We start from the raw sequence: 17,425 nt of genomic DNA on the forward strand, positions 1-17,425 counted from the left end.
GCGAGGATGGCGGACAGGATCTGTCCGCTACGTCCAGCACGATGGACCTATGTCCGACACCACGGCCCGCATCCTCCAGCTCCTCGGCCTGCTCCAGTCGCGTCCGGTCTGGACCGGTCCGGAGCTGGCCGAGCGTCTCGGCGTGACGACGCGCAGTGTCCGCCGCGATGTCGAGCGTCTGCGCGATCTCGGCTACCCGGTACAGGCGTCGCAAGGCGTCGGCGGCGGCTACCAGCTCGGCGCGGGTCGCGCTCTCCCGCCGTTGCTGCTCGACAGCGAGGAGGCCGTCGCGGTCGCCGTCTGTCTGCGGCTCGCCGCGGGAGGCACCGTCGCCGGCGTCGGTGAGGCGGCCGTACGCACCATGGCCAAGCTCGACCAGGTCCTGCCCGCGCGCCTGCGCGCTCAGGTCGCGGCGGTGCAGCAGTCCACGATCACGCTCGAGTACAACCCGGTCACGGTCGATCCGGCGGCGCTGCTCGCGCTCGCGCACGGCATCCGCGAGGAGGTGCGGGTGACGTTCGGCTACGAGGCACGCGGCGGCGAGCGCACCGAGCGGCGGATCGAGCCGTATCGCCTCGCGGCAACCGGAAGGCGTTGGTATCTCATGGCTTTCGACCTCGACCGTGAGGACTGGCGTACGTTCCGGCTGGACCGGATGGAGAACGTCGAGGTTGGCACCTGGCGGTTCAAGCCGCGCGACGCACCTGACGCCGAGGAGTACATCCGGCGTTCGGTGACGCACGGCGCGTACGAGAGCACGGCTCGTCTCAGGATGGCCGTCAACGCCGAGACGATGCAGAAGATGGTGCCGCGATCGGTCGGCACTGTCACGCCCGTCGACGACGAGTCCTGCATCCTCGAGATCGGCGCTGAGGACCTGGACATGATGGCCTCGCACCTGCCGCGATTCGGTGTCGACTTCGTCGTGCTCGACCCGCCGGAGCTGCGAGAGGCCCTGCAGCGGGTCGCCGATCGCATCTCCCGTATTGCCGCGACCACCGCCTGAGCCGGCGCCACACCGCTGGTCTCGATACGGCTCGCCCTGGGGGCTCGCCTACTCGACCGGCGGGGTGGCGGGTCGGCGTAGGGTGCGCGGCGTGGACGAGAGAGCGCCCGAAGAGGTCGGGGTCGGGCCCTGGACCGGGGCGTGGCCGACGCTCGCCGACGGGAGACCGGATCCGGCGTACGACACGGAGCTGTTGCGTGAGGGAGACCGGCGCAACGTCGTGGACCGCTACCGCTACTGGACCCACGAGGCGATCGTGGCCGACCTCGACGCGCAGCGGCACGACTTCCACGTTGCCGTCGAGAACTGGGGTCACGACTTCAACATCGGCTCGGTCATCCGCACGGCAAATGCGTTTAACGCCAAGGCTTTTCACATCATCGGCAAGCGCCGCTGGAACCGTCGCGGCGCGATGGTCACCGACCGCTACCAGCACGAGCATCACCATCCGACGGTCGACGACCTCGTCGCCTGGGCGGACGGTGTACCCCTGATCGGGATCGACAACCTGCCAGGGTCGCGGCCGCTGGAGACGTACGACCTGCCGCGCGAGTGCGTACTCGTCTTCGGCCAGGAGGGCCCCGGGCTGAGCGACGACATGCGAGAGGCGTGCGACGTCGTACTGCACATCGAGCAGTTCGGCTCGACCCGGTCGATCAACGCCGGCGCGGCGGCGGCCGTCGCGATGCATGCGTGGGTGCGACGACATGTTTTCGGGCAGGCTGTCGATATCGGGCCGAGTCGCTCGTCAGGGGAGTGAGGTCGCGCCCGCGGCCCGGACTCAACCGAAGGAGCACAGCCATGAGTGCCGACGATGCCGGATCGACGGAGCCTGCGACGGCGACCGGAGGAGGAGACGCGCGAAAGGGCACAGCGACGTATGTCGTCCTCATCGTCGGAGACGCGGACCGCTGGTGGACCTCGATGAATGAGGAGCAGCGCAAGGCGGGGTACGCGGAGTACAACCGTTTCGGTGAGGAGCTCACCAAGCGTGGGCACAAGATCACGGGCGGTGCCGAGCTGCACCGGACCGACGAGGCCAAGCGCATCGCCCCCGGAGGCGGACCGGCGACGGACGGACCGTTCGCCGAGCTGACCGAGCAGGTCGGCGGTTTCTACCAGATCGAGACGGACGACCTGGACGACCTGCTCGACTGCTGCCAGATCATCGCCAAGGTCGGCGAAGGCATCGAGGTGCGGCGAACGGTCAGCGCTGAGGATCGCGACTCGTGAGATACGTCGTGCTCATCGCCTACAAACCCTGGGACTGGGAGCACGCCGACGAGGCCACGCAGCAGGAGTACTTCGAGGCGCACCGTGCCTTCGAGAAGTACGTCGAGGAGCGCGGGGGACGGATCGACGGCGCAGCACTTGCGGGGACCGATCTGGCGACCACGGTTCGTCACGGGGATGACGGTCCAGTGGTCACCGACGGGCCGTTCGTCGAGCTCACTGAGCAGATCGGTGGCTACTACGACGTCGAGCTGCCCGACCTCGACGCCGCGATCGAGGCGGCCAAGCTGCTGCCGCGCAGCTACACACTCGAGATCCGTCCGACGGTGAAGATCGAGGGGTACTCGGACGCATGAGTCCTGGTGCCGACGCGCATCAGGCACTCACCGACGCGGTGCGCGAGGAGTGGGGACATCTGGTGTCCCTGCTCCTCGCGCGCTTCCGTCGACTCGACCTGGTCGAGGACGCCCTGGCCGATGCCGTCGAGTCGGCGGCCAGACGATGGCCGGTCGATGGCGCTCCGGACAACCCGGCCGGCTGGCTCCACACGACCGCTCGCCGTCGGATCCTGGACCGGTTGCGGGCCGAGGCGATGGCACAGCGCAAGGCGCCGCTGCTCCTCGTCGAGCATGAGCACCGAGAGACGACCGTGCGGGCGGATCCGGGTGATCTCGTGGAGGACGACCTGCTCCGGCTCGTGCTCATGTGCACCCACCCCGCGCTCGACTCTGCTGCGGCCAGCGCACTCACGCTGCGACTCGCTCTCGGCGTGAGCACCCACGACATCGCCAGGCTGTTCCTCGTTCCTGAGCCGACCATGGCGGCGCGACTGACCCGAGCGAAGAAGAAGATCGTGGCCGCCGGCATCCCCTTCGCGCTGCCGTCCGCGACGGAGCTGCCGGACCGGCTCGACGTCCTCGCGCAGACGGCCTACCTCGCCTTCACCGCCGGCTACGCCCCCGGCAGCGGTCCCGATGCCGTACGAGTCACTCTCGCTGGTGAGGCGATCCGGCTCGTACGCGTCGTGCTCGGTCTTCGTCCCGCCGAACCTGTGCTGGTCGCACTGCTCGCGCTGATGCTGCTGCAGCACTCGCGGCGAGACGCGCGGGTCGACGCGGACGGGCGGATCGTGCTGCTGCCCGAGCAGGATCGCGACCGGTGGCACGACGACGAGATCGGCGAGGGCGTTGCTCTGCTGGCGTCGCCCTCGCTGGTCGGTCCCATTCCGTTGCGCGCCGCCGAGTACGCCGTTCAAGCCAGGATCGCCGCCGAGCACGCCACGGCCAGGTCGGCGGATGCGACGGACTGGGAGCGGGTGGTGGCGCACTACGACAGCCTGCTCACGCTCGCACCCAGCCCGAGCGCTCGCCTGGCGCGCGCCGTCGCGGTGGGGGAGGCGTACGGCCCTGGGGTGGGACTCCTCGCCCTGGACGGGCTCGAGGCCGAGCTGCCGCGCAGCCATCGGCTGCCTGCCGTGCGGGCGACCCTGCTGGAACGCGCGGGCGACCTCGCTGGTGCGCGAGCGGCGTACGGCGAAGCGATCGATCGGTGTGCCAACGACGCCGAGCGCGCGGACCTGACCCGCCGTCGTGACGCACTCGTACGCTGAGACCCGCACCTTCTGGGGTACGCCCCGTGGAAGACTGGCGGGCGGACCTGGCCGGTGGAGCACCCCGGCCGATCGCACATCACGAGGGAGTGACCATGCCCATCGCGACCCCTGAGGGCTACGCGGACATGCTGGACCGGGCCAAGAAGGACGGTTTCGCCTACCCGGCGATCAACGTGAGCAGCAGCCAGACCCTGAACGCCGCGATCCGTGGCTTCGCCGAGGCCGGCAGTGACGGCATCATCCAGGTCTCGACCGGCGGTGCCGAGTACTTCTCCGGCTCGACGATCAAGGACATGGTCAGCGGCTCGCTCGCGATGGCGGCCTTCGCCGAGCAGGTCGCCAAGAAGTACGACGTGCAGATTGCCCTGCACACTGACCACTGCCCCAAGGACAAGCTCGACGGTTTCGTGCGCCCGCTGCTGGCGGCCTCGACCGAGCGCGTCAAGGGCGGCGGACTCCCGTACTTCCAGTCGCACATGTGGGACGGCTCCGCGGTGCCGCTCGATGAGAACCTCACCATCGCCGAGGAGCTGCTGGCGCTCGCCGCCGCGGCCAATGTCATCCTCGAGATCGAGGTCGGTGTCGTCGGTGGTGAGGAGGACGGCGTCGAGGGTGCAATCGACGACAAGCTCTACTCCACGCCCGAGGACGCGATCGCGACCGTCAAGGCACTCGGTGCTGGTGAGAAGGGCCGCTATCTGACGGCGCTCACCTTCGGCAACGTGCACGGCGTCTACAAGCCGGGCAACGTCAAGCTGCGTCCGTCGATCCTGGACGACGCCCAGAAGGCTGCTGCCAAGGAGCTGGGATTGAATGGCGCTGCCGGGAGGCCCTTTGATTTGGTCTTCCACGGTGGCTCCGGCTCGACGCCGGAGGAGATCAAGGAAGCGGTCTCGTACGGCGTCGTGAAGATGAACGTCGACACCGACACCCAGTACGCCTTCACCCGCCCGATCGCCGGCTGGATGCTCGCCAACTACGAGGGCGTGCTCAAGGTCGACGGCGAGGTCGGCGACAAGAAGAAGTACGACCCGCGCGCCTGGGGCAAGGCCGCTGAGACCGGCATGGCGGCTCGCGTCGTCGAGGCCTGCCAGAACCTCGGCTCCGCCGGCACCAAAGCCTGACACCCCGCCGGTCGAGTAGCCGGAGCGCCAGCGGAGGCGTATCGAGACCAAGGGGCCACGCGCACCTGGTCTCGATACGGCTCGCCCTTGGGGGCTCGCCTACTCGACCGGCGATTCTGGGGCGCTCGCCCTACTCCACCGGCGATGTGGCGGGTGGGTGATGATGGCGGCATGACGGACAACTTGCTCGGGATCCCCGAGACGCACCTGCCCGAGGACCCGGCCGCGGCCAAGCTCGCCGACGGCGTCGACCCGCGTGAGGTGGCTGCGGCGTACCCGACGTCGTCGCTCGCCTGGGCCCAGCTCGCCGAGGACGCGTTCGCGGACGACCTGACCATCGAGGCGTACGCCTTCGCCCGCACCGGCTACCACCGTGGCCTGGATGCACTGCGCAAGTCGGGCTGGCGCGGCCAGGGTCCGGTGCCGTGGGAGCACGAGCCCAACCGGGGCTTCCTGCGCGCACTCGCCGCCCTGTCGAAGGCGGCCGGCCAGATCGGTGAGACCGAGGAGCAGCGCCGGTGCGCCGACTTCCTGCGCGACTCCTCGACGACAGGCGCGCGCGAGCTCGGCCTCTGAGCTCGCCGAGAGGCAAACCAACACACCGAGAGGCACACCCGGCGGGTGTGCCTCTCGCGTGATCGGTGTGCCTCTCGGTGGAAGGTTCTGAGCCACCGTTGGGATGGGCTCCCTGCGTAGGGTGAAGGAGTGACGGGGCGACTGCTGGTTCTCGGGATCGGGCCGGAGGGTGAGGAGCTCTACCGGCACGTGCTCCGTACGCCGGGGCTCGCCTTGACGGCGTACGTCGCCCGCCTCGGCTGGACCGACTACGAGGCCGATCACGCGCTCGAGCAGCTCCGCGCCCGACGTCTGGTGCGCACCACCGAGGCCGGCGAGCTGCACGCCGACCATCCGCGCGCGTCACTCGAACGTGTCCTGAACGCCGAGGAGGCGCGCCTCGCCACCCGCAGGCAGGACCTGGCTCGCGTGAGGGACGCCATCGATCAGTTCGCCGCTGACCATCGAATGGGCCAATCCTCTTCTGACACAAAGCAACCCGCGCGTGAGCGGGTCGACGCCAGCGCGGTGCAGTCGGTCCACGAGCACCTGGCCGCCAGCACGGTCGGCACGATCCGCATCGCACACACGACGGCGCCGGACCCGACCGAGGCGCTCCCCGTCGTACGACAGCTGCTCGAGGGTGGCCGCGAGCAGCGCGCGCTGTACGTCCCCGATGCCGCGCAGGGCGTCACCGAAACGATCCAGGGGTGGGCAGCCGCTGGGGAGCAGCAGCGCGTAGCCCCTACTCTCCCTTCACGATTCGTGTGCTTCGGCCAGGACGTGGCGCTGGGTACGACGGAGTGGGGCAAGGCGGACGGCGACTTCGTCGTGCTGCGCGACCCGATGGTGGTGTCCGCGTTCGTCGAGCTCTTCGACCGGCTCTGGGTGACCGCCGCGCCGCACGAGTCCGACGGGCAGGACGCCTCGGCACTGATCGAGCTGATGCAGCAGGGACTGAAGGACGAGGCGATCGCGCGGGTGCTCGGCATCTCGCTGCGCACCGTCCGCCGCCGGATCGCCGGGCTGATGGACGAGCACGGCGTGGACACGAGGTTCCAGCTCGCGATCGCCCTCGCCGAGCGAGGCGGGTTGCCCGGCGGCAAGGCCTAGGCCGCCGGTCAGAGCGCGATCTGGTGCACGCGGTCCCGGCGTTGACCGGCGTAGATCCACGACTCGCATGTGGCGAGGTCGTAGACGATCGACCACTGCGTGTGGCCCTGCTTGACGTCGTGCAGAAGGTCGAGCGCCCCTGGTACGCCAGGCTTTCCGCGCGTTGCGGCTAGTCGTGACTGACAGCCGTTCCAGCGGGAGAAGGATGACCACTGATCGCGCGGCGTACTGAGACTGAAGTTCTCCAGGACCCACCACGGCTGCGCGGCAGGCCGGTCGTGGAAGCGCAGTGCGCCCTCGCTGAACTCCGCCACTGTTGCCGCTCCTGAGCGGTCGGCGATCAGGTAGTGCAGCGCCGGCCCACCGTCGAAGTCGAGGTTGTACGACGTCATGAGCGTCCGTGCCTGCGCGACCGTCCGGCATCGATCCAGGACGAGTCGTTGGACGCCAACGCCGCCGACCGCGCTGTGCCCCGGTGTGGTTGTGGCAGCTGCACCTTCGTCGGCGGCCAGCCCGATGAACAGGCCGTGCTCGTTGATGCCGTCGAACGGCAGGCTGGGAGCGCGTTCGAGAGGAGCGCGTCGGGCCGGGTCGTCCAGTGCGCCGGTCTTGCCGGGACCGAGACCGTAGTAGGTCAGATCGGTCACTGCGAGAGACCGCGCTGCTCCGGCGGGCCGTGCATGTACGACGAGGGCAGGGCTCGGCTCCCAGTCGAAGTTGCGTCCTATCAACGGTTTTCGCGGGTCGCCGAACGCTGCGAAGAGTGTGCAGCCGAACGGCGGCCGCTCGTCACCGGAGCGAGACGCCGGCGATGGCGTACCGCCCACGACGGTCGGAGCCTGTCCCCACCACGTCATCTCGTACAGCGGATGCTCGTCGAGGCGTTTCACCGTCGCGAAGGACTGCGCGCGCTCGGCCTGGCTCTGGACGATCCGGAGCGGTTGCGCAACGGCTGCGGCGACACCTTTGGCGCCCGCGCCCGGCGGGGGAGCGGTCTTCGACGCCGACGCGCGCGGCGAGAGCCGGTCGGTCGACCCGCACCCGGCGATGAGCGCCGCACCGATGCCGGTGGCCGCCCCCGTGAGGACCTGGCGTCGCGACAGTGCGGTCATAGGTCGAGCGTCCATCGCGGGCATCTGATTCGCAACCGAACTAGTTGTGTCGTGTCCGAGCTGAGACCTGGCTGCAGCCGGTCGGGCGGAGCGTTCCAGGGCGGAACTCGTGGTCCGGGTAACCTGTGGCTGCCTTCGGCCGCCGTCAGGGCGGGCTCGGGCGGACCGACACACCGACGTAAAGGCGGATCGACGTATGCCAGGCATCGTGCTCGTGGGGGCCCAGTGGGGCGACGAGGGCAAAGGCAAGGCGACCGACCTGCTGGGTGACCGCGTCGACTACGTCGTCAAGTTCAACGGCGGCAACAACGCGGGCCACACCGTCGTCATCGGCTCGGGGGACCAGGCGGAGAAGTACGCCCTGCACCTCCTGCCGAGTGGCATCCTCAGCCCCAACGTGGTGCCCGTCATCGGCAACGGTGTCGTCGTTGACATCGGCGTGCTCTTCGAGGAGCTGGACGGCCTCGACAAGCGTGGCGTCGACACCTCGCGGCTGCTCGTCAGCGCCAACGCGCACGTGATCACCAGCTATCACACGACGATCGACAAGGTGACCGAGCGTTTCCTCGGCAGCCGCAAGATCGGCACGACGGGGCGCGGCATCGGACCGGCGTACGCCGACAAGATGAACCGCGTCGGCATCCGCATCCAGGACCTCTACGACGAGTCGATCCTGCGCCAGAAGGTCGAGGCCGCCCTCGACGTCAAGAACCAGATGCTCCTGAAGATGTACAACCGCCGGGCCATCGAGGTGGACGAGGTCGTCGAGGAGCTGCGGTCGTACGCCGAGCGCTTGCGTCCCATGGTCGCGGACACCTCTCTTGTCCTCTCGAAGGCGCTGGACGAGGGCAAGAACGTGCTCTTCGAGGCCGGCCAGGCAACGCTGCTCGACGTCGACCACGGCACCTACCCCTACGTCACGTCCTCGAACGCGGTGTCCGCCGGCGCGTGCACCGGCTCGGGTGTACCGCCGACCCGGGTGGACCGGGTGATCGCGATCCTCAAGGCGTACGCCACGCGCGTCGGTGAGGGCCCGTTCCCGACCGAGCTGAACGACGACAAGGGCGAGTTCCTGCGCAAGACGGGCGCCGAGTTCGGTGTGACCACGGGTCGACCGCGACGCTGCGGCTGGCTCGACGTCGTCGTCGGCCGCTACGCGACGCGGATCAACGGTGTCACCGACTTCGTACTGACCAAGCTCGACATCCTCACCGGCTTGGACAAGGTCCCGGTGTGTGTGGCGTACGACGTCGACGGCGTCCGCCATGACGAGATGCCCATCAGCCAGACCGACTTCCACCACGCGAAGCCGATCTACGAAGAGCTCGACGGCTGGTGGGAGGACATCTCCAAGTGCCGCACCTGGGACGAGCTGCCGCCCAACTGCAAGGCCTACGTGGAGTACGTCGAGAAGCAGATCGGCGCGCGCATCTCCGTGATCGGCATCGGCCCGGGCCGTGAAGAGGTCATCGTGAGGCACGACCTGCTCAAGGACTGACGGTGGCTGACGCCGCAGGCACCATTCCCGCCGTGCTCCCAGTGACGGGGACCGTGGACCTCCAGACGACGGGTCGCCGCACCGGTCACCAGCGCTGGGTCGAGATCTGGTTCGTGTACGTCGACGGGCAGCTGGTCGTGACGGGTACGCCTGGTGCGCGCAACTGGCTGGCCAACCTGCGGTCGACGCCGGAGGCCAGGGTCCGCTTCCGCGATCCGCTGCGTGAGGTGGCTGTGGTCGCGCGGCTCGTGAAGGACCCGGCGGAGCGACGGCGACTGGTGCCCCTGATCTGGGAAGCCCAGCCGTGGTACGCCGAGCAACCGTTCTCGATGGAGGACTGGGTGGCTGATGCACCCCTCGTGGTCTTGACCGGGACAGACCATGGGTGACCCGGTCATTGCCATCGCGCCGTTCCTGCTCGCCCTCGGTGCCTGGCTGCTCATCAGGTTCGGCTGGCGGGTGACTCGGCTCACGATCGGGCTGATCCGGCGGGCCAGGTGGCGCTCGGTGCAGGCGGTCGTGACCGACGTGTCTCTGCGTGAGGGCCGCGACGCGTCAAGCCGGGGTGATGGCGTTGTCAGGCCCGCAGCGTGGGCGACACCTGATGCGTGGTTCGTGACGTACAGCTACGACATCGGTGGCGAGCCGTATACCGGGCGAGCGCGTTGGCACACGTTGCCGCCGCCCGCGGACGGGATCACACTCACGGTGCACGTAGACCCCGAGCGCCCGGGTCATTCGGAGTTCCTCGACTTCTCCCACCCGGCGTGGACGCTGGTGGGCTACGTCGTGGCCGCGGCCATCGGAGCACTGCTGGTCGGCCGGTCGGTACTGGCGTTCACGCACATCGGGGACTGAGTCCCGGCGTCATGCAGCACGCGGGCTATGGCGCCGGTTCTGCATGACCGAAGCGACCGCGGCTAGGCCTTCTTCTGGAGGTGCTGGTCGATGCCGTCGAGGATCCGTTCGAGCCCGAAGGTGCGCCGATCGGCTGAGACCGCCCGGCCCTTGAGGATGTGATCCAGGGCGGGGTAGTCAGCGCCCGCGCGGGACATCACGTCGGCCAGCACCGGGTCGGCCCGCAGCTCAGGAGTCCACGGCTGCGACCCGGCGGTGCTCGGCGCATGTGAGTTGTGCAGGTGAGCACTGAGCAGGGCGACTGCGTCGACGGCCTCAGCACGCGTCAGCGCCGTGCCGGTGAAGATCGAGAGCCCGGCGACGGACCAGCCGACCTCGTTCGGCCCGACCGCGCGCTCGCCGACCGTCACGACAGGTACCCACGGGTGACGGTCCCACGTCTCCCACATCAGCGTGGCCCAGCGGCGCGCCTGCGCACGCCAACCGCCTTTGACCCCAGTCAGATCCGGCGGTTCGTCGATGGCGAGCTCGATCATCACTGCAAGCAGCTCGGACTTGCTCTTGACGTAGCGGTAGAGCGACATCTTGGTGTAGCCGAGTCGCGCCGCGACCTGCTCCATCGAGACCGCGTCGACTCCATCCGCGTCGGCGATAGCGACCGCGGCTGCGGCGATGTCGGACACCTCAAAGGCTGCCTTCGGCCCGCGCTTCGCCGGTGTGCGAAGTCCCCAGAGCAGCTCGAGTGTGGTGTCGGAATCCATGTGCAACTTCCTCTTGGCAATTATGTGTCCTCTGGATACTGTATCCCACAGACACGGTTCACCGACCACCACGAGGGGTAGCAAAATGGGCACCATCGCAGTTCACGAGTTCATCGCTCTCGATGGAGTGTTCCAGGACCCGACCTGGACCTTCGAGTACGGCTTCGACCCCAAGATGGGCGAGACGCTCGGCGCCATCATGGGCGATGCGAAGGCACTCCTGCTGGGGCGCAAGACGTTCGAGATGTTCGCGCCAGCCTGGCGGGACCGTACGGCCGAGGACGACCCGGGCGCACCGTTCTTCAACGAGAGCACGAAGTACGTCGTCGGCTCCCAGGAGCCGAGCGAGGAGTGGGGTCCGTCGGAGCGACTCGGCGCGTACGACCCGGACGCGATCCGCAAGCTCAAGGACGAGACCGACGGCACGCTCTACATCAGCGGCAGCGGGCAGCTCGTCCGTGGGCTGCTCAAGGAGGGCCTCGTCGATGAGCTGCACCTCTTCGTCTACCCGATCGCTCTCGGCGAGGGCGACCGCCTCTTCGGCGACGGCGTGGATGCGACCAAGCTGAAGCTGAACGGCCAAGACACCTACGAGAACGGCGTGGTCCACCTCAACTACGGGCCGGCCTGACCGGCGTACGAATCAGAGCGGAGCAGAGCAATGGGCAGAATCGTTTCCAACTTCTTCATCTCGCTCGACGGCGTCGTCGAGTCCCCTGAGAACTGGCACTTCCCGTACTTCGACGACGCGATGGGTGAGGTCGTCTCCAGCGGTATGGGAGGGTCCAAGGGCCTGCTCATGGGCCGCCGGTTGTACGGCGAGTGGTCGCAGTACTGGCCGACGTTCACCGACGACCCGGACCTGGCGACCTACTTCAACGACATCCCCAAGTACGTCGTGTCCCATCGCGACGGCGACGCGGACTGGAACAACACGACCGTGCTCACCGGTGCGGACGATGAGGCGGTTGCGGCGAAGGTCCGTGAGGTCAAAGACCAGGTGGACGGCGACCTGATGATGTCGGGCTCGGCCACGACGGTCCGCTGGCTGCTCGCCAACGACCTGCTCGATGAGCTGCGGCTGCTGATGCACCCGATCGCGGTCGGTCAGGGTCAGCGGCTGTTCGAGGAGACGCCGACCCACAAGCTGGAGCTCGTCGACAGCAGCGCGCTGCCGAGCGGCGTCCTCAACCTCACCTACAAACCGGCCACCACCTGACTTGGCCGACAGTGCAAGCCGCGTCGCTACCCGGAGCTGGGTAGCGACGCGGCTTGCACTGTCGGCCCGGAAGGGCTGGGATTCGGCGCCCGACGGCGTACGGCATAAACTTCACCGTCGTGGCTGAGGTGCAGAAGGACGAGACGACGATGCCGGACCGAGCGAGCCTGCGAGCTCGGCCGGAGGAGGAGCCTCGTCGGGACAGCGCAGGAGACGACTGGGTTTCCCGACTTGCCGACGAGGCCATCGCCGAGGCGGAGAAGCGCGGGACCAAGGTCGTCTGCGCCTCGGGCATCAGCCCGTCCGGCCCCGTTCACCTCGGCAATCTGCGCGAGGTGATGATGCCGCACCTGGTCGCGGATGAGGTCCGTCGCCGCGGCATCGAGGTCGAGCACATCATCAGCTGGGACGACTTCGACCGCTTCCGCAAGGTGCCCAACGTGCCCGGGGTCGACGAGTCGTACGCCGAGCACATCGGCAAGCCGCTGACGGCCGTCCCCCCACCCCAGGGCTCGTCGTACGACTCCTGGGCCGCCCACTTCCGCGCGCAGTGTGAAGACGGCCTCAAGCAGCTCGGCATCGTCTACCGCGGTATCAGCCAGACCGAGCAGTACACCTCGGGCGCGTACGTCGAGCAGGTGCTGTTCGCGATGTCGCACCGCACCCAGATCGACAAGGTCCTCGACCAGTACCGCACGCTGCCCAAGCAGACCGGCGCCCCGCAGAAGGGCGGCCAGAAGAAGCTCTCCGAGGACGAGGCTCTCGCCGCAGCCGAGGCCGCTGAGGGCTCGGGTGCCGCGGCCGAGGACGACGGCTCGAGTGGCGGCGGCTACTACCCCTACAAGCCGTACTGCTCGGTCTGCGGCACGGACCTCACCACCGTGACGTCGTACGACGACGCGTCCACCGAGCTGACCTACACCTGCCAGTGCGGCCACACCGAGACCGTGCTGCTGCGCGAGCACCGCAACGGCAAGCTCGTGTGGAAGGTCGACTGGCCGATGCGCTGGGCGTACGAGAAGGTCGTCTTCGAGCCGTCCGGCGTCGACCACCAGAGCCCGGGCTCGTCGTACGTCGTCGGCAAGGAGATCGCGCCGATCTTCGGCTGGGAGCGCCCGCTCGGCCCGATGTACGCCTTCGTCGGCATCCGCGGCATGGCCAAGATGTCGTCGTCCAAGGGTGGCGTGCCGACGGCGGTCGAGGCGCTGCAGTTCATGGAGCCGCCGCTGCTGCGCTGGCTCTACGCCCGCAAGCGCCCCAACCAGGCGTTCGACGTCGCGCTCGACGCCGAGATCCAGCGGATGTACGACGAGTGGGACAGCCTGGTCCGCAAGGTCACCTCGGGCGACGCTCAGGCCGGCGATATCGCGGCGTACACCCGTGCATCGTCCACTGCGGAGGGCGAGCTACCGCTGACGAAGCACGTGCTGCCTTACCGCGCGATCGCGTCGGTCGTCGACATCACGACGGGTGATGAAGAGCAGACGCTGCGCATCCTGTCGGCGCTCGACCCGAGCGACCCCATCGGTTCGCTGGACGAGCTGCAGCCGCGCCTCGGTTGCGCGACGCGTTGGGTGGAGCAGCAGGTCGCGCCCGAGGACCGTACGGTCGTGCGCGCCGAATCCGACAGCGAGGCGCTTGGTGCGCTGACCGACGAGCAGCGCGAGAGCCTGCGAATCCTGTTGGACGGCAACGGATCTGACCTCGACCGCCTCGAGGACGACTGGACGATCGACGGGCTCACCCACCACGTCTACGGCGTGCCCAAGGTGCAGTCGGGTGAGTCCGCCGACTTCAAGCCGGACCGCAAGGCCGAGCCCGAGAAGGCGGCCGCGCTGGGCGCAGCGCAGCGTGAGTTCTTCAAGCTGCTCTACAACCTGCTGATCGGCAAGGACACCGGCCCCCGCCTGCCCACCCTGCTCCTCGCCGTCGGCCCCGAGCGCATCCGTGGTCTCTTGACCCCATAGCTGTTTTTCGGTGTCAACGTCCGGCAGGGTCAGTGCAGTGGGTTGCGCGTCCGTAGCTGCGGGAAGGCACTGAAGTCGCGATCCGCGCTCCACAGCTCGGTCACACCGTGACCCAGGCAGATGGCGGCGATGCGGGCGTCGTGGATCTTGGGTCCGACGACACCTGACCTGCTGAGCAGGGTGGCCAGGATGCGCCCGTGGTCGGCAGACTCCGACAGCATCGCCACGCCCGGAAATGCCATGAGGTCGTTGATGGATTCGAGGGCCGCGTCGGGAGCGGACGGTGGGTCGTAGACGCGGGGATGTGTTGCTATGGCGAGAAACTCGTGAGCACATGGCCATGGCACCGCGATCGCCCGTGGGCCTTCGGCGAGCCCGGCCAGCGCGGTCATCGCGGCAACGTGGTGTGGACTGTCCTCGCGGTGGGCGTACACGAGGACGTTGGTGTCGACGGCGATCATCGAGTCACTCAGGCAGGTCGTACGCCAAGGAGCTCACAGGGCGCCCGACCGCCTCAGCTCTCATCCCTCGCCCGCCTACGGTGCGGAAGCGAAATGTGCGCTCCGCCGGATGCTCGTCTCTGCGTGCAACCTCGGCGCGCAGGCCGACGACGACCAGCTCGCGCAACGTCGTTCCCTGGGACAGAGCGATCCGCTTCGCCTCCGTGGCCAAGGCGTCAGGGATCTCGATGGTCGTCTTCATACGGATAACCGTATCAAGTGACCCGTACTCCCGTACTGGGTGGAATCATGCCAGCAGTGAGCGGATCAGGCGGGGGTGAACTCCTCGAGCGCGCGCCAGCTGCTGGGGGAGAGGCCCGCCATCTCGCGCCACTCGCGGGCGAGGTGCGCCTGGTCGGCGTACCCGCACCGCGCGGCCACATCGGCGAGACGACCGCCCTCGCGGACCTGGCTGATCGAGCGCCCGAACCGGAACAGCCGTGTTGCCGTCTTCGGGCCGACGCCCATCTCCTGGGTGAACTGGCCGCTCAGGTGCCGGACCGACCACCCGGACTCCCGTGCAAGATCGGCGACCGTCGCCGCTCCCTGCGTGGCCTCCAGTCGGCGCCACACCTGAGCGGCGAGGCCGTCGTCCGGGCGGTCGGGGAGTCGGGCCAGCAGGGCGTCGCCGAGGATGTCGAGGCACGACCATCCGGGCGCGGAGCGGAGTCGGTCCTCGAGGGCAGCGGCTTCGGGGCCGATGACGTCCGACAGGTGCACGGCGCCGTCGACCAGCTCCGCGGCAGGCATCGCGAACAGATCGCGGAGTCCGAGCGGCGTGAGATAGAGCATGATGCCGTGCTGCGAACCGTCGTGGTGGATCCGTGCGGGGATCGTGGACAGCCCGGAGAAGACGGACGAAAAGCGTTGCTGTCGTTGCAAACCCTGGCCGCTGAGGACGATGCCGTCACTCAGGTCGAACACACAGGTCAGGCTCGCGGACGGCAGGCCGATGTGGGTGCCCGGACGGAAGCCGTCCATGCGATAGCCCGAGATGCGTTGGACGTACGGCCGCAGCACAACAGGCAGAGGATGTTCGACGTAGTCCTCCACGCCCCCACGGTACGACTCAGCCGGCGTAGGTGCCGAAGCTCCAGCGGTTGCCCTCCGTGTCCTTGATGCTGAACCCGCGCGAGCCGTAGTCGGAGTCCGCCAGGTCGCGGACGACCTGGGCGCCGAGTTCCCGCGCTCGCTGCCACACCGCATCCGGATCCGCGGTGACGACATAGATCTGCCCGGACCCGGGCGTCGTGTCGAAGTCGGACCCGGTCTCGGTGCCGCGAGTGCTCACCATGACCCGACCGCCCTCCGGCCAGAGCATCTCGCTGTGGTGCACGGCCGTGCCGTCGTCGCCCTGCACGAGGGTGCCGTCCTCGAAGCCCAGCGCCTTGAGCCACGCCCGCGCAGCGATCGCGTCGTCATAGCTCAGTCCGGGCCAGATGTTGCTGTCCTTGCGCTCTGTCATGAGCACCACACTCCTCCGCCCAGCCGGCGCGGGCTTGAACGAATCGGCACCACTGGTGTCGGAGTGTCCCGATGGGCGGAACCTGACCGGAACTTTGCCGTCGCGACCTTGTGCCCGTCGCCGTGAGGTGTGCACCATGGCGAGGCCAACCCCTCATGGTGCACGACTACGAGAAATCGAATCCTTCAAGGAGTTTCGCATGTCGGAGTCAAAGACCCTCCGAGAGTTGGGGCTCAGCAGCAGACGCACTGTCCTCAAGGGCGGGCTGGCCGCAGCTGCTGCCGTCGCGCTCCCCGCGGGCGTCGCACGAGCCAACCCCAGTCGTACGCCAGCCGCGCCTCTGCCGCTCGGACCGACGGCCACCCGCATCAAGAACCTCACCGGCCCGAACGAGACCGGCCAGTGGGGTGCAGCCCTGACCGACCTCGGCATCCCCGCGCTCTGCCCGAACGGCACGATGCTGTTCGTCTGCGGCGACACGTTCGAGGGGCCGAACGTCGGCGACGGCCAGTGGACGGCGCCCGCGGGCCTGCGCTCGAGCAGCGCCGACCTGGGCAACCTGACGATCGATGGCGCGGTCGGTGGCGCGCATGTGCAGTCGATGGTGCCCGAGCCGCACACTCCGGTCCCGCCGGACAAGGCGACGACCGCCATTCCCTCTGACGCCTTCACGGTCGGCGACACGATGTACATGCACCTCATGCGTGGCGTCATCTACGACACCCACCACACCGAGCTCTGGAGCTCGAAGGACAACGGTGACACGTGGACCCTCGCGTGCTCCTGGGACGACCCGGGCCTGCATCGCGGCAACTTCCAGCAGAAGACGTACGCGATCGGGGACAACGGCACGGCGTACGTCTTCTCGGGACTCTTCAACCGCGGTCCCGTCAGCGAGCTGTTGCTGCACCGCGTTGCGCTCGACCGTCTCGGCGACCCGGCGGGCTACGAGCCGTGGGGCTGGGACGGGTCGAAGTGGGGCTGGGGCATTCCCCCGACGACGGTCGCCACGCCGCGCAAGTGGGGTGAGATCTGCTTCCGTGCGATGGGCGGCAAGTTCGCCTTCAGCTTCTTCGACGAGAGCGCTGCACAGATCAAGCTGCAGGTCTTCCCGATCCCGGAGTCGGATCTGTTCACCACGCCGGAACAGGTGCTGATCCAGGGCAGCGACCACGACGCCGGCAACGATCTGCGCGCCCCCTACGGCGGCTGGATCGTGCCCGGGTCGACGTTCGACAACTTCCACGCGGTGATCAGCCAGTGGATCTATCCGACACCGGACTACCGGGTCATCCACTACAAGTTCGACGGCATCGCCAGCTGAATGCAACCGCCGAGGCGGCATACGACGTCCCAGACGGGTATGCCGCTTCGGCGCGTCCCTTGCGGGGGAGCGAGAGCT

At 68.4% G+C, this 17,425-nt stretch carries 21 protein-coding genes; 15 read left to right on the plus strand and 6 right to left on the minus strand.

Annotated elements, in window-relative coordinates; genetic code table 11:
• Nucleotides 1-49: 49 nt before the first annotated feature.
• From VV02_RS06135 to VV02_RS06170, 8 genes are all read left to right on the plus strand, one after another.
• The gene (locus VV02_RS06135) at nucleotides 50-1,006 is read left to right on the plus strand and encodes a helix-turn-helix transcriptional regulator (protein ID WP_052590465.1); all 957 of its coding nucleotides are present in this window, start codon (nucleotides 50-52) and stop codon (nucleotides 1,004-1,006) included.
• Between the two features lie 91 nt (nucleotides 1,007-1,097).
• Entirely contained in the window at nucleotides 1,098-1,766 is a 669-nt protein-coding gene (locus VV02_RS06140) for a TrmH family RNA methyltransferase (RefSeq protein ID WP_245633003.1), read from the plus strand.
• A 41-nt stretch (nucleotides 1,767-1,807) separates the two neighbouring features.
• Nucleotides 1,808-2,239, plus strand: a complete 432-nt coding sequence (locus VV02_RS06145; RefSeq protein ID WP_083449959.1) for a YciI family protein — start codon at nucleotides 1,808-1,810, stop codon at nucleotides 2,237-2,239.
• On the plus strand, nucleotides 2,236-2,595 hold the full coding sequence (locus VV02_RS06150; RefSeq protein ID WP_052590467.1) for a YciI family protein: 360 nt from the start codon (nucleotides 2,236-2,238) through the stop codon (nucleotides 2,593-2,595). Before VV02_RS06145 ends, VV02_RS06150 begins: the two co-directional genes overlap by 4 nt.
• Nucleotides 2,592-3,848: an RNA polymerase sigma factor gene (locus VV02_RS06155; protein WP_052590468.1), complete on the plus strand. Its 1,257-nt coding sequence runs from the start codon at nucleotides 2,592-2,594 to the stop codon at nucleotides 3,846-3,848. Before VV02_RS06150 ends, VV02_RS06155 begins: the two co-directional genes overlap by 4 nt.
• A gap of 95 nt (nucleotides 3,849-3,943) precedes the next feature.
• The gene (fbaA, locus tag VV02_RS06160; RefSeq protein WP_052596600.1) at nucleotides 3,944-4,975 is read left to right on the plus strand and encodes a class II fructose-bisphosphate aldolase; all 1,032 of its coding nucleotides are present in this window, start codon (nucleotides 3,944-3,946) and stop codon (nucleotides 4,973-4,975) included.
• A gap of 171 nt (nucleotides 4,976-5,146) precedes the next feature.
• Complete coding sequence (locus VV02_RS06165; protein WP_052590469.1) at nucleotides 5,147-5,551, plus strand: DUF3151 domain-containing protein; 405 nt, start codon at nucleotides 5,147-5,149, stop codon at nucleotides 5,549-5,551.
• 129 nt (nucleotides 5,552-5,680) lie between these two features.
• Complete coding sequence (locus VV02_RS06170; protein WP_052590470.1) at nucleotides 5,681-6,643, plus strand: helix-turn-helix domain-containing protein; 963 nt, start codon at nucleotides 5,681-5,683, stop codon at nucleotides 6,641-6,643.
• A gap of 8 nt (nucleotides 6,644-6,651) precedes the next feature.
• Here the strand turns inward: VV02_RS06170 and VV02_RS06175 are convergent, their stop codons facing one another.
• Nucleotides 6,652-7,755 (minus strand): carcinine hydrolase/isopenicillin-N N-acyltransferase family protein, encoded by a 1,104-nt coding sequence (locus VV02_RS06175; RefSeq protein ID WP_052590471.1) that lies wholly within the window; start codon nucleotides 7,753-7,755, stop codon nucleotides 6,652-6,654.
• Between the two features lie 196 nt (nucleotides 7,756-7,951).
• Here VV02_RS06175 and VV02_RS06180 point away from each other — a divergent pair, with 196 nt between their 5' ends.
• From VV02_RS06180 to VV02_RS06190, 3 genes are read left to right on the plus strand one after another with little or no spacing between them, the layout of a single operon-like run.
• The gene (locus VV02_RS06180) at nucleotides 7,952-9,253 is read left to right on the plus strand and encodes an adenylosuccinate synthase (RefSeq protein ID WP_052590472.1); all 1,302 of its coding nucleotides are present in this window, start codon (nucleotides 7,952-7,954) and stop codon (nucleotides 9,251-9,253) included.
• Nucleotides 9,254-9,255: 2 nt separating this feature from the next.
• Nucleotides 9,256-9,642 carry a nitroreductase/quinone reductase family protein gene (locus VV02_RS06185; RefSeq protein WP_052590473.1) on the plus strand — a complete coding sequence of 129 codons (387 nt, stop codon included), beginning with the start codon at nucleotides 9,256-9,258 and terminating at the stop codon, nucleotides 9,640-9,642.
• A complete protein-coding gene (locus VV02_RS06190) occupies nucleotides 9,635-10,111 on the plus strand; it encodes a DUF3592 domain-containing protein (RefSeq protein WP_052590474.1) in 477 nt (158 codons plus the stop codon). Before VV02_RS06185 ends, VV02_RS06190 begins: the two co-directional genes overlap by 8 nt.
• Nucleotides 10,112-10,173: 62 nt before the next feature.
• Here VV02_RS06190 and VV02_RS06195 read toward each other — a convergent pair whose 3' ends face one another.
• The gene (locus VV02_RS06195) at nucleotides 10,174-10,872 is read right to left on the minus strand and encodes a TetR/AcrR family transcriptional regulator (protein WP_052590475.1); all 699 of its coding nucleotides are present in this window, start codon (nucleotides 10,870-10,872) and stop codon (nucleotides 10,174-10,176) included.
• A gap of 85 nt (nucleotides 10,873-10,957) precedes the next feature.
• On the opposite strand from VV02_RS06195, the gene VV02_RS06200 reads away from it, so the two are divergent.
• The 3 genes from VV02_RS06200 to lysS all read left to right on the plus strand — a co-directional run bounded on the left by VV02_RS06200 (nucleotide 10,958) and on the right by lysS (nucleotide 14,058).
• A complete protein-coding gene (locus tag VV02_RS06200) occupies nucleotides 10,958-11,503 on the plus strand; it encodes a dihydrofolate reductase family protein (RefSeq protein ID WP_052590476.1) in 546 nt (181 codons plus the stop codon).
• Between the two features lie 30 nt (nucleotides 11,504-11,533).
• Nucleotides 11,534-12,091 (plus strand): dihydrofolate reductase family protein, encoded by a 558-nt coding sequence (locus VV02_RS06205; RefSeq protein ID WP_052590477.1) that lies wholly within the window; start codon nucleotides 11,534-11,536, stop codon nucleotides 12,089-12,091.
• 119 nt (nucleotides 12,092-12,210) lie between these two features.
• Complete coding sequence (lysS, locus tag VV02_RS06210) at nucleotides 12,211-14,058, plus strand: lysine--tRNA ligase (protein WP_425412256.1); 1,848 nt, start codon at nucleotides 12,211-12,213, stop codon at nucleotides 14,056-14,058.
• A 29-nt stretch (nucleotides 14,059-14,087) separates the two neighbouring features.
• On the opposite strand, the gene VV02_RS06215 is transcribed toward lysS, so the two are convergent.
• From VV02_RS06215 to VV02_RS06230, 4 genes are all read right to left on the minus strand, one after another.
• Complete coding sequence (locus VV02_RS06215) at nucleotides 14,088-14,519, minus strand: type II toxin-antitoxin system VapC family toxin (RefSeq protein ID WP_052590478.1); 432 nt, start codon at nucleotides 14,517-14,519, stop codon at nucleotides 14,088-14,090.
• A gap of 4 nt (nucleotides 14,520-14,523) precedes the next feature.
• Complete coding sequence (locus tag VV02_RS06220; protein ID WP_052590479.1) at nucleotides 14,524-14,760, minus strand: type II toxin-antitoxin system VapB family antitoxin; 237 nt, start codon at nucleotides 14,758-14,760, stop codon at nucleotides 14,524-14,526.
• A 65-nt stretch (nucleotides 14,761-14,825) separates the two neighbouring features.
• Nucleotides 14,826-15,611: a helix-turn-helix domain-containing protein gene (locus VV02_RS06225; protein WP_218917358.1), complete on the minus strand. Its 786-nt coding sequence runs from the start codon at nucleotides 15,609-15,611 to the stop codon at nucleotides 14,826-14,828.
• Nucleotides 15,612-15,627: 16 nt separating this feature from the next.
• On the minus strand, nucleotides 15,628-16,023 hold the full coding sequence (locus VV02_RS06230) for a VOC family protein (protein ID WP_052596606.1): 396 nt from the start codon (nucleotides 16,021-16,023) through the stop codon (nucleotides 15,628-15,630).
• Nucleotides 16,024-16,222: 199 nt separating this feature from the next.
• On the opposite strand from VV02_RS06230, the gene VV02_RS06235 reads away from it, so the two are divergent.
• On the plus strand, nucleotides 16,223-17,347 hold the full coding sequence (locus VV02_RS06235) for a DUF4185 domain-containing protein (RefSeq protein WP_052590481.1): 1,125 nt from the start codon (nucleotides 16,223-16,225) through the stop codon (nucleotides 17,345-17,347).
• Nucleotides 17,348-17,425 lie beyond the last annotated feature (78 nt).

It is taken from the genome of Luteipulveratus mongoliensis (assembly GCF_001190945.1).
Lineage (GTDB): Bacteria > Actinomycetota > Actinomycetes > Actinomycetales > Dermatophilaceae > Luteipulveratus > Luteipulveratus mongoliensis.

Bases quoted from the DNA above. Each gene is read 5' to 3' on its own strand.
- VV02_RS06135 (WP_052590465.1), top strand. From the start codon at position 50: ATGTCCGACACCACGGCCCGCATCCTCCAGCTCCTCGGCCTGCTCCAG.
- VV02_RS06145 (WP_083449959.1), top strand. From the start codon at position 1,808: ATGAGTGCCGACGATGCCGGATCGACGGAGCCTGCGACGGCGACCGGA.
- VV02_RS06155 (WP_052590468.1), top strand. From the start codon at position 2,592: ATGAGTCCTGGTGCCGACGCGCATCAGGCACTCACCGACGCGGTGCGC.
- fbaA (WP_052596600.1), top strand. From the start codon at position 3,944: ATGCCCATCGCGACCCCTGAGGGCTACGCGGACATGCTGGACCGGGCC.
- VV02_RS06165 (WP_052590469.1), top strand. From the start codon at position 5,147: ATGACGGACAACTTGCTCGGGATCCCCGAGACGCACCTGCCCGAGGAC.
- VV02_RS06175 (WP_052590471.1), bottom strand. From the start codon at position 7,755: ATGACCGCACTGTCGCGACGCCAGGTCCTCACGGGGGCGGCCACCGGC.
- VV02_RS06180 (WP_052590472.1), top strand. From the start codon at position 7,952: ATGCCAGGCATCGTGCTCGTGGGGGCCCAGTGGGGCGACGAGGGCAAA.
- VV02_RS06190 (WP_052590474.1), top strand. From the start codon at position 9,635: ATGGGTGACCCGGTCATTGCCATCGCGCCGTTCCTGCTCGCCCTCGGT.
- VV02_RS06195 (WP_052590475.1), bottom strand. From the start codon at position 10,872: ATGGATTCCGACACCACACTCGAGCTGCTCTGGGGACTTCGCACACCG.
- VV02_RS06200 (WP_052590476.1), top strand. From the start codon at position 10,958: ATGGGCACCATCGCAGTTCACGAGTTCATCGCTCTCGATGGAGTGTTC.
- VV02_RS06205 (WP_052590477.1), top strand. From the start codon at position 11,534: ATGGGCAGAATCGTTTCCAACTTCTTCATCTCGCTCGACGGCGTCGTC.
- VV02_RS06215 (WP_052590478.1), bottom strand. From the start codon at position 14,519: ATGATCGCCGTCGACACCAACGTCCTCGTGTACGCCCACCGCGAGGAC.
- VV02_RS06220 (WP_052590479.1), bottom strand. From the start codon at position 14,760: ATGAAGACGACCATCGAGATCCCTGACGCCTTGGCCACGGAGGCGAAG.
- VV02_RS06230 (WP_052596606.1), bottom strand. From the start codon at position 16,023: ATGACAGAGCGCAAGGACAGCAACATCTGGCCCGGACTGAGCTATGAC.
- VV02_RS06235 (WP_052590481.1), top strand. From the start codon at position 16,223: ATGTCGGAGTCAAAGACCCTCCGAGAGTTGGGGCTCAGCAGCAGACGC.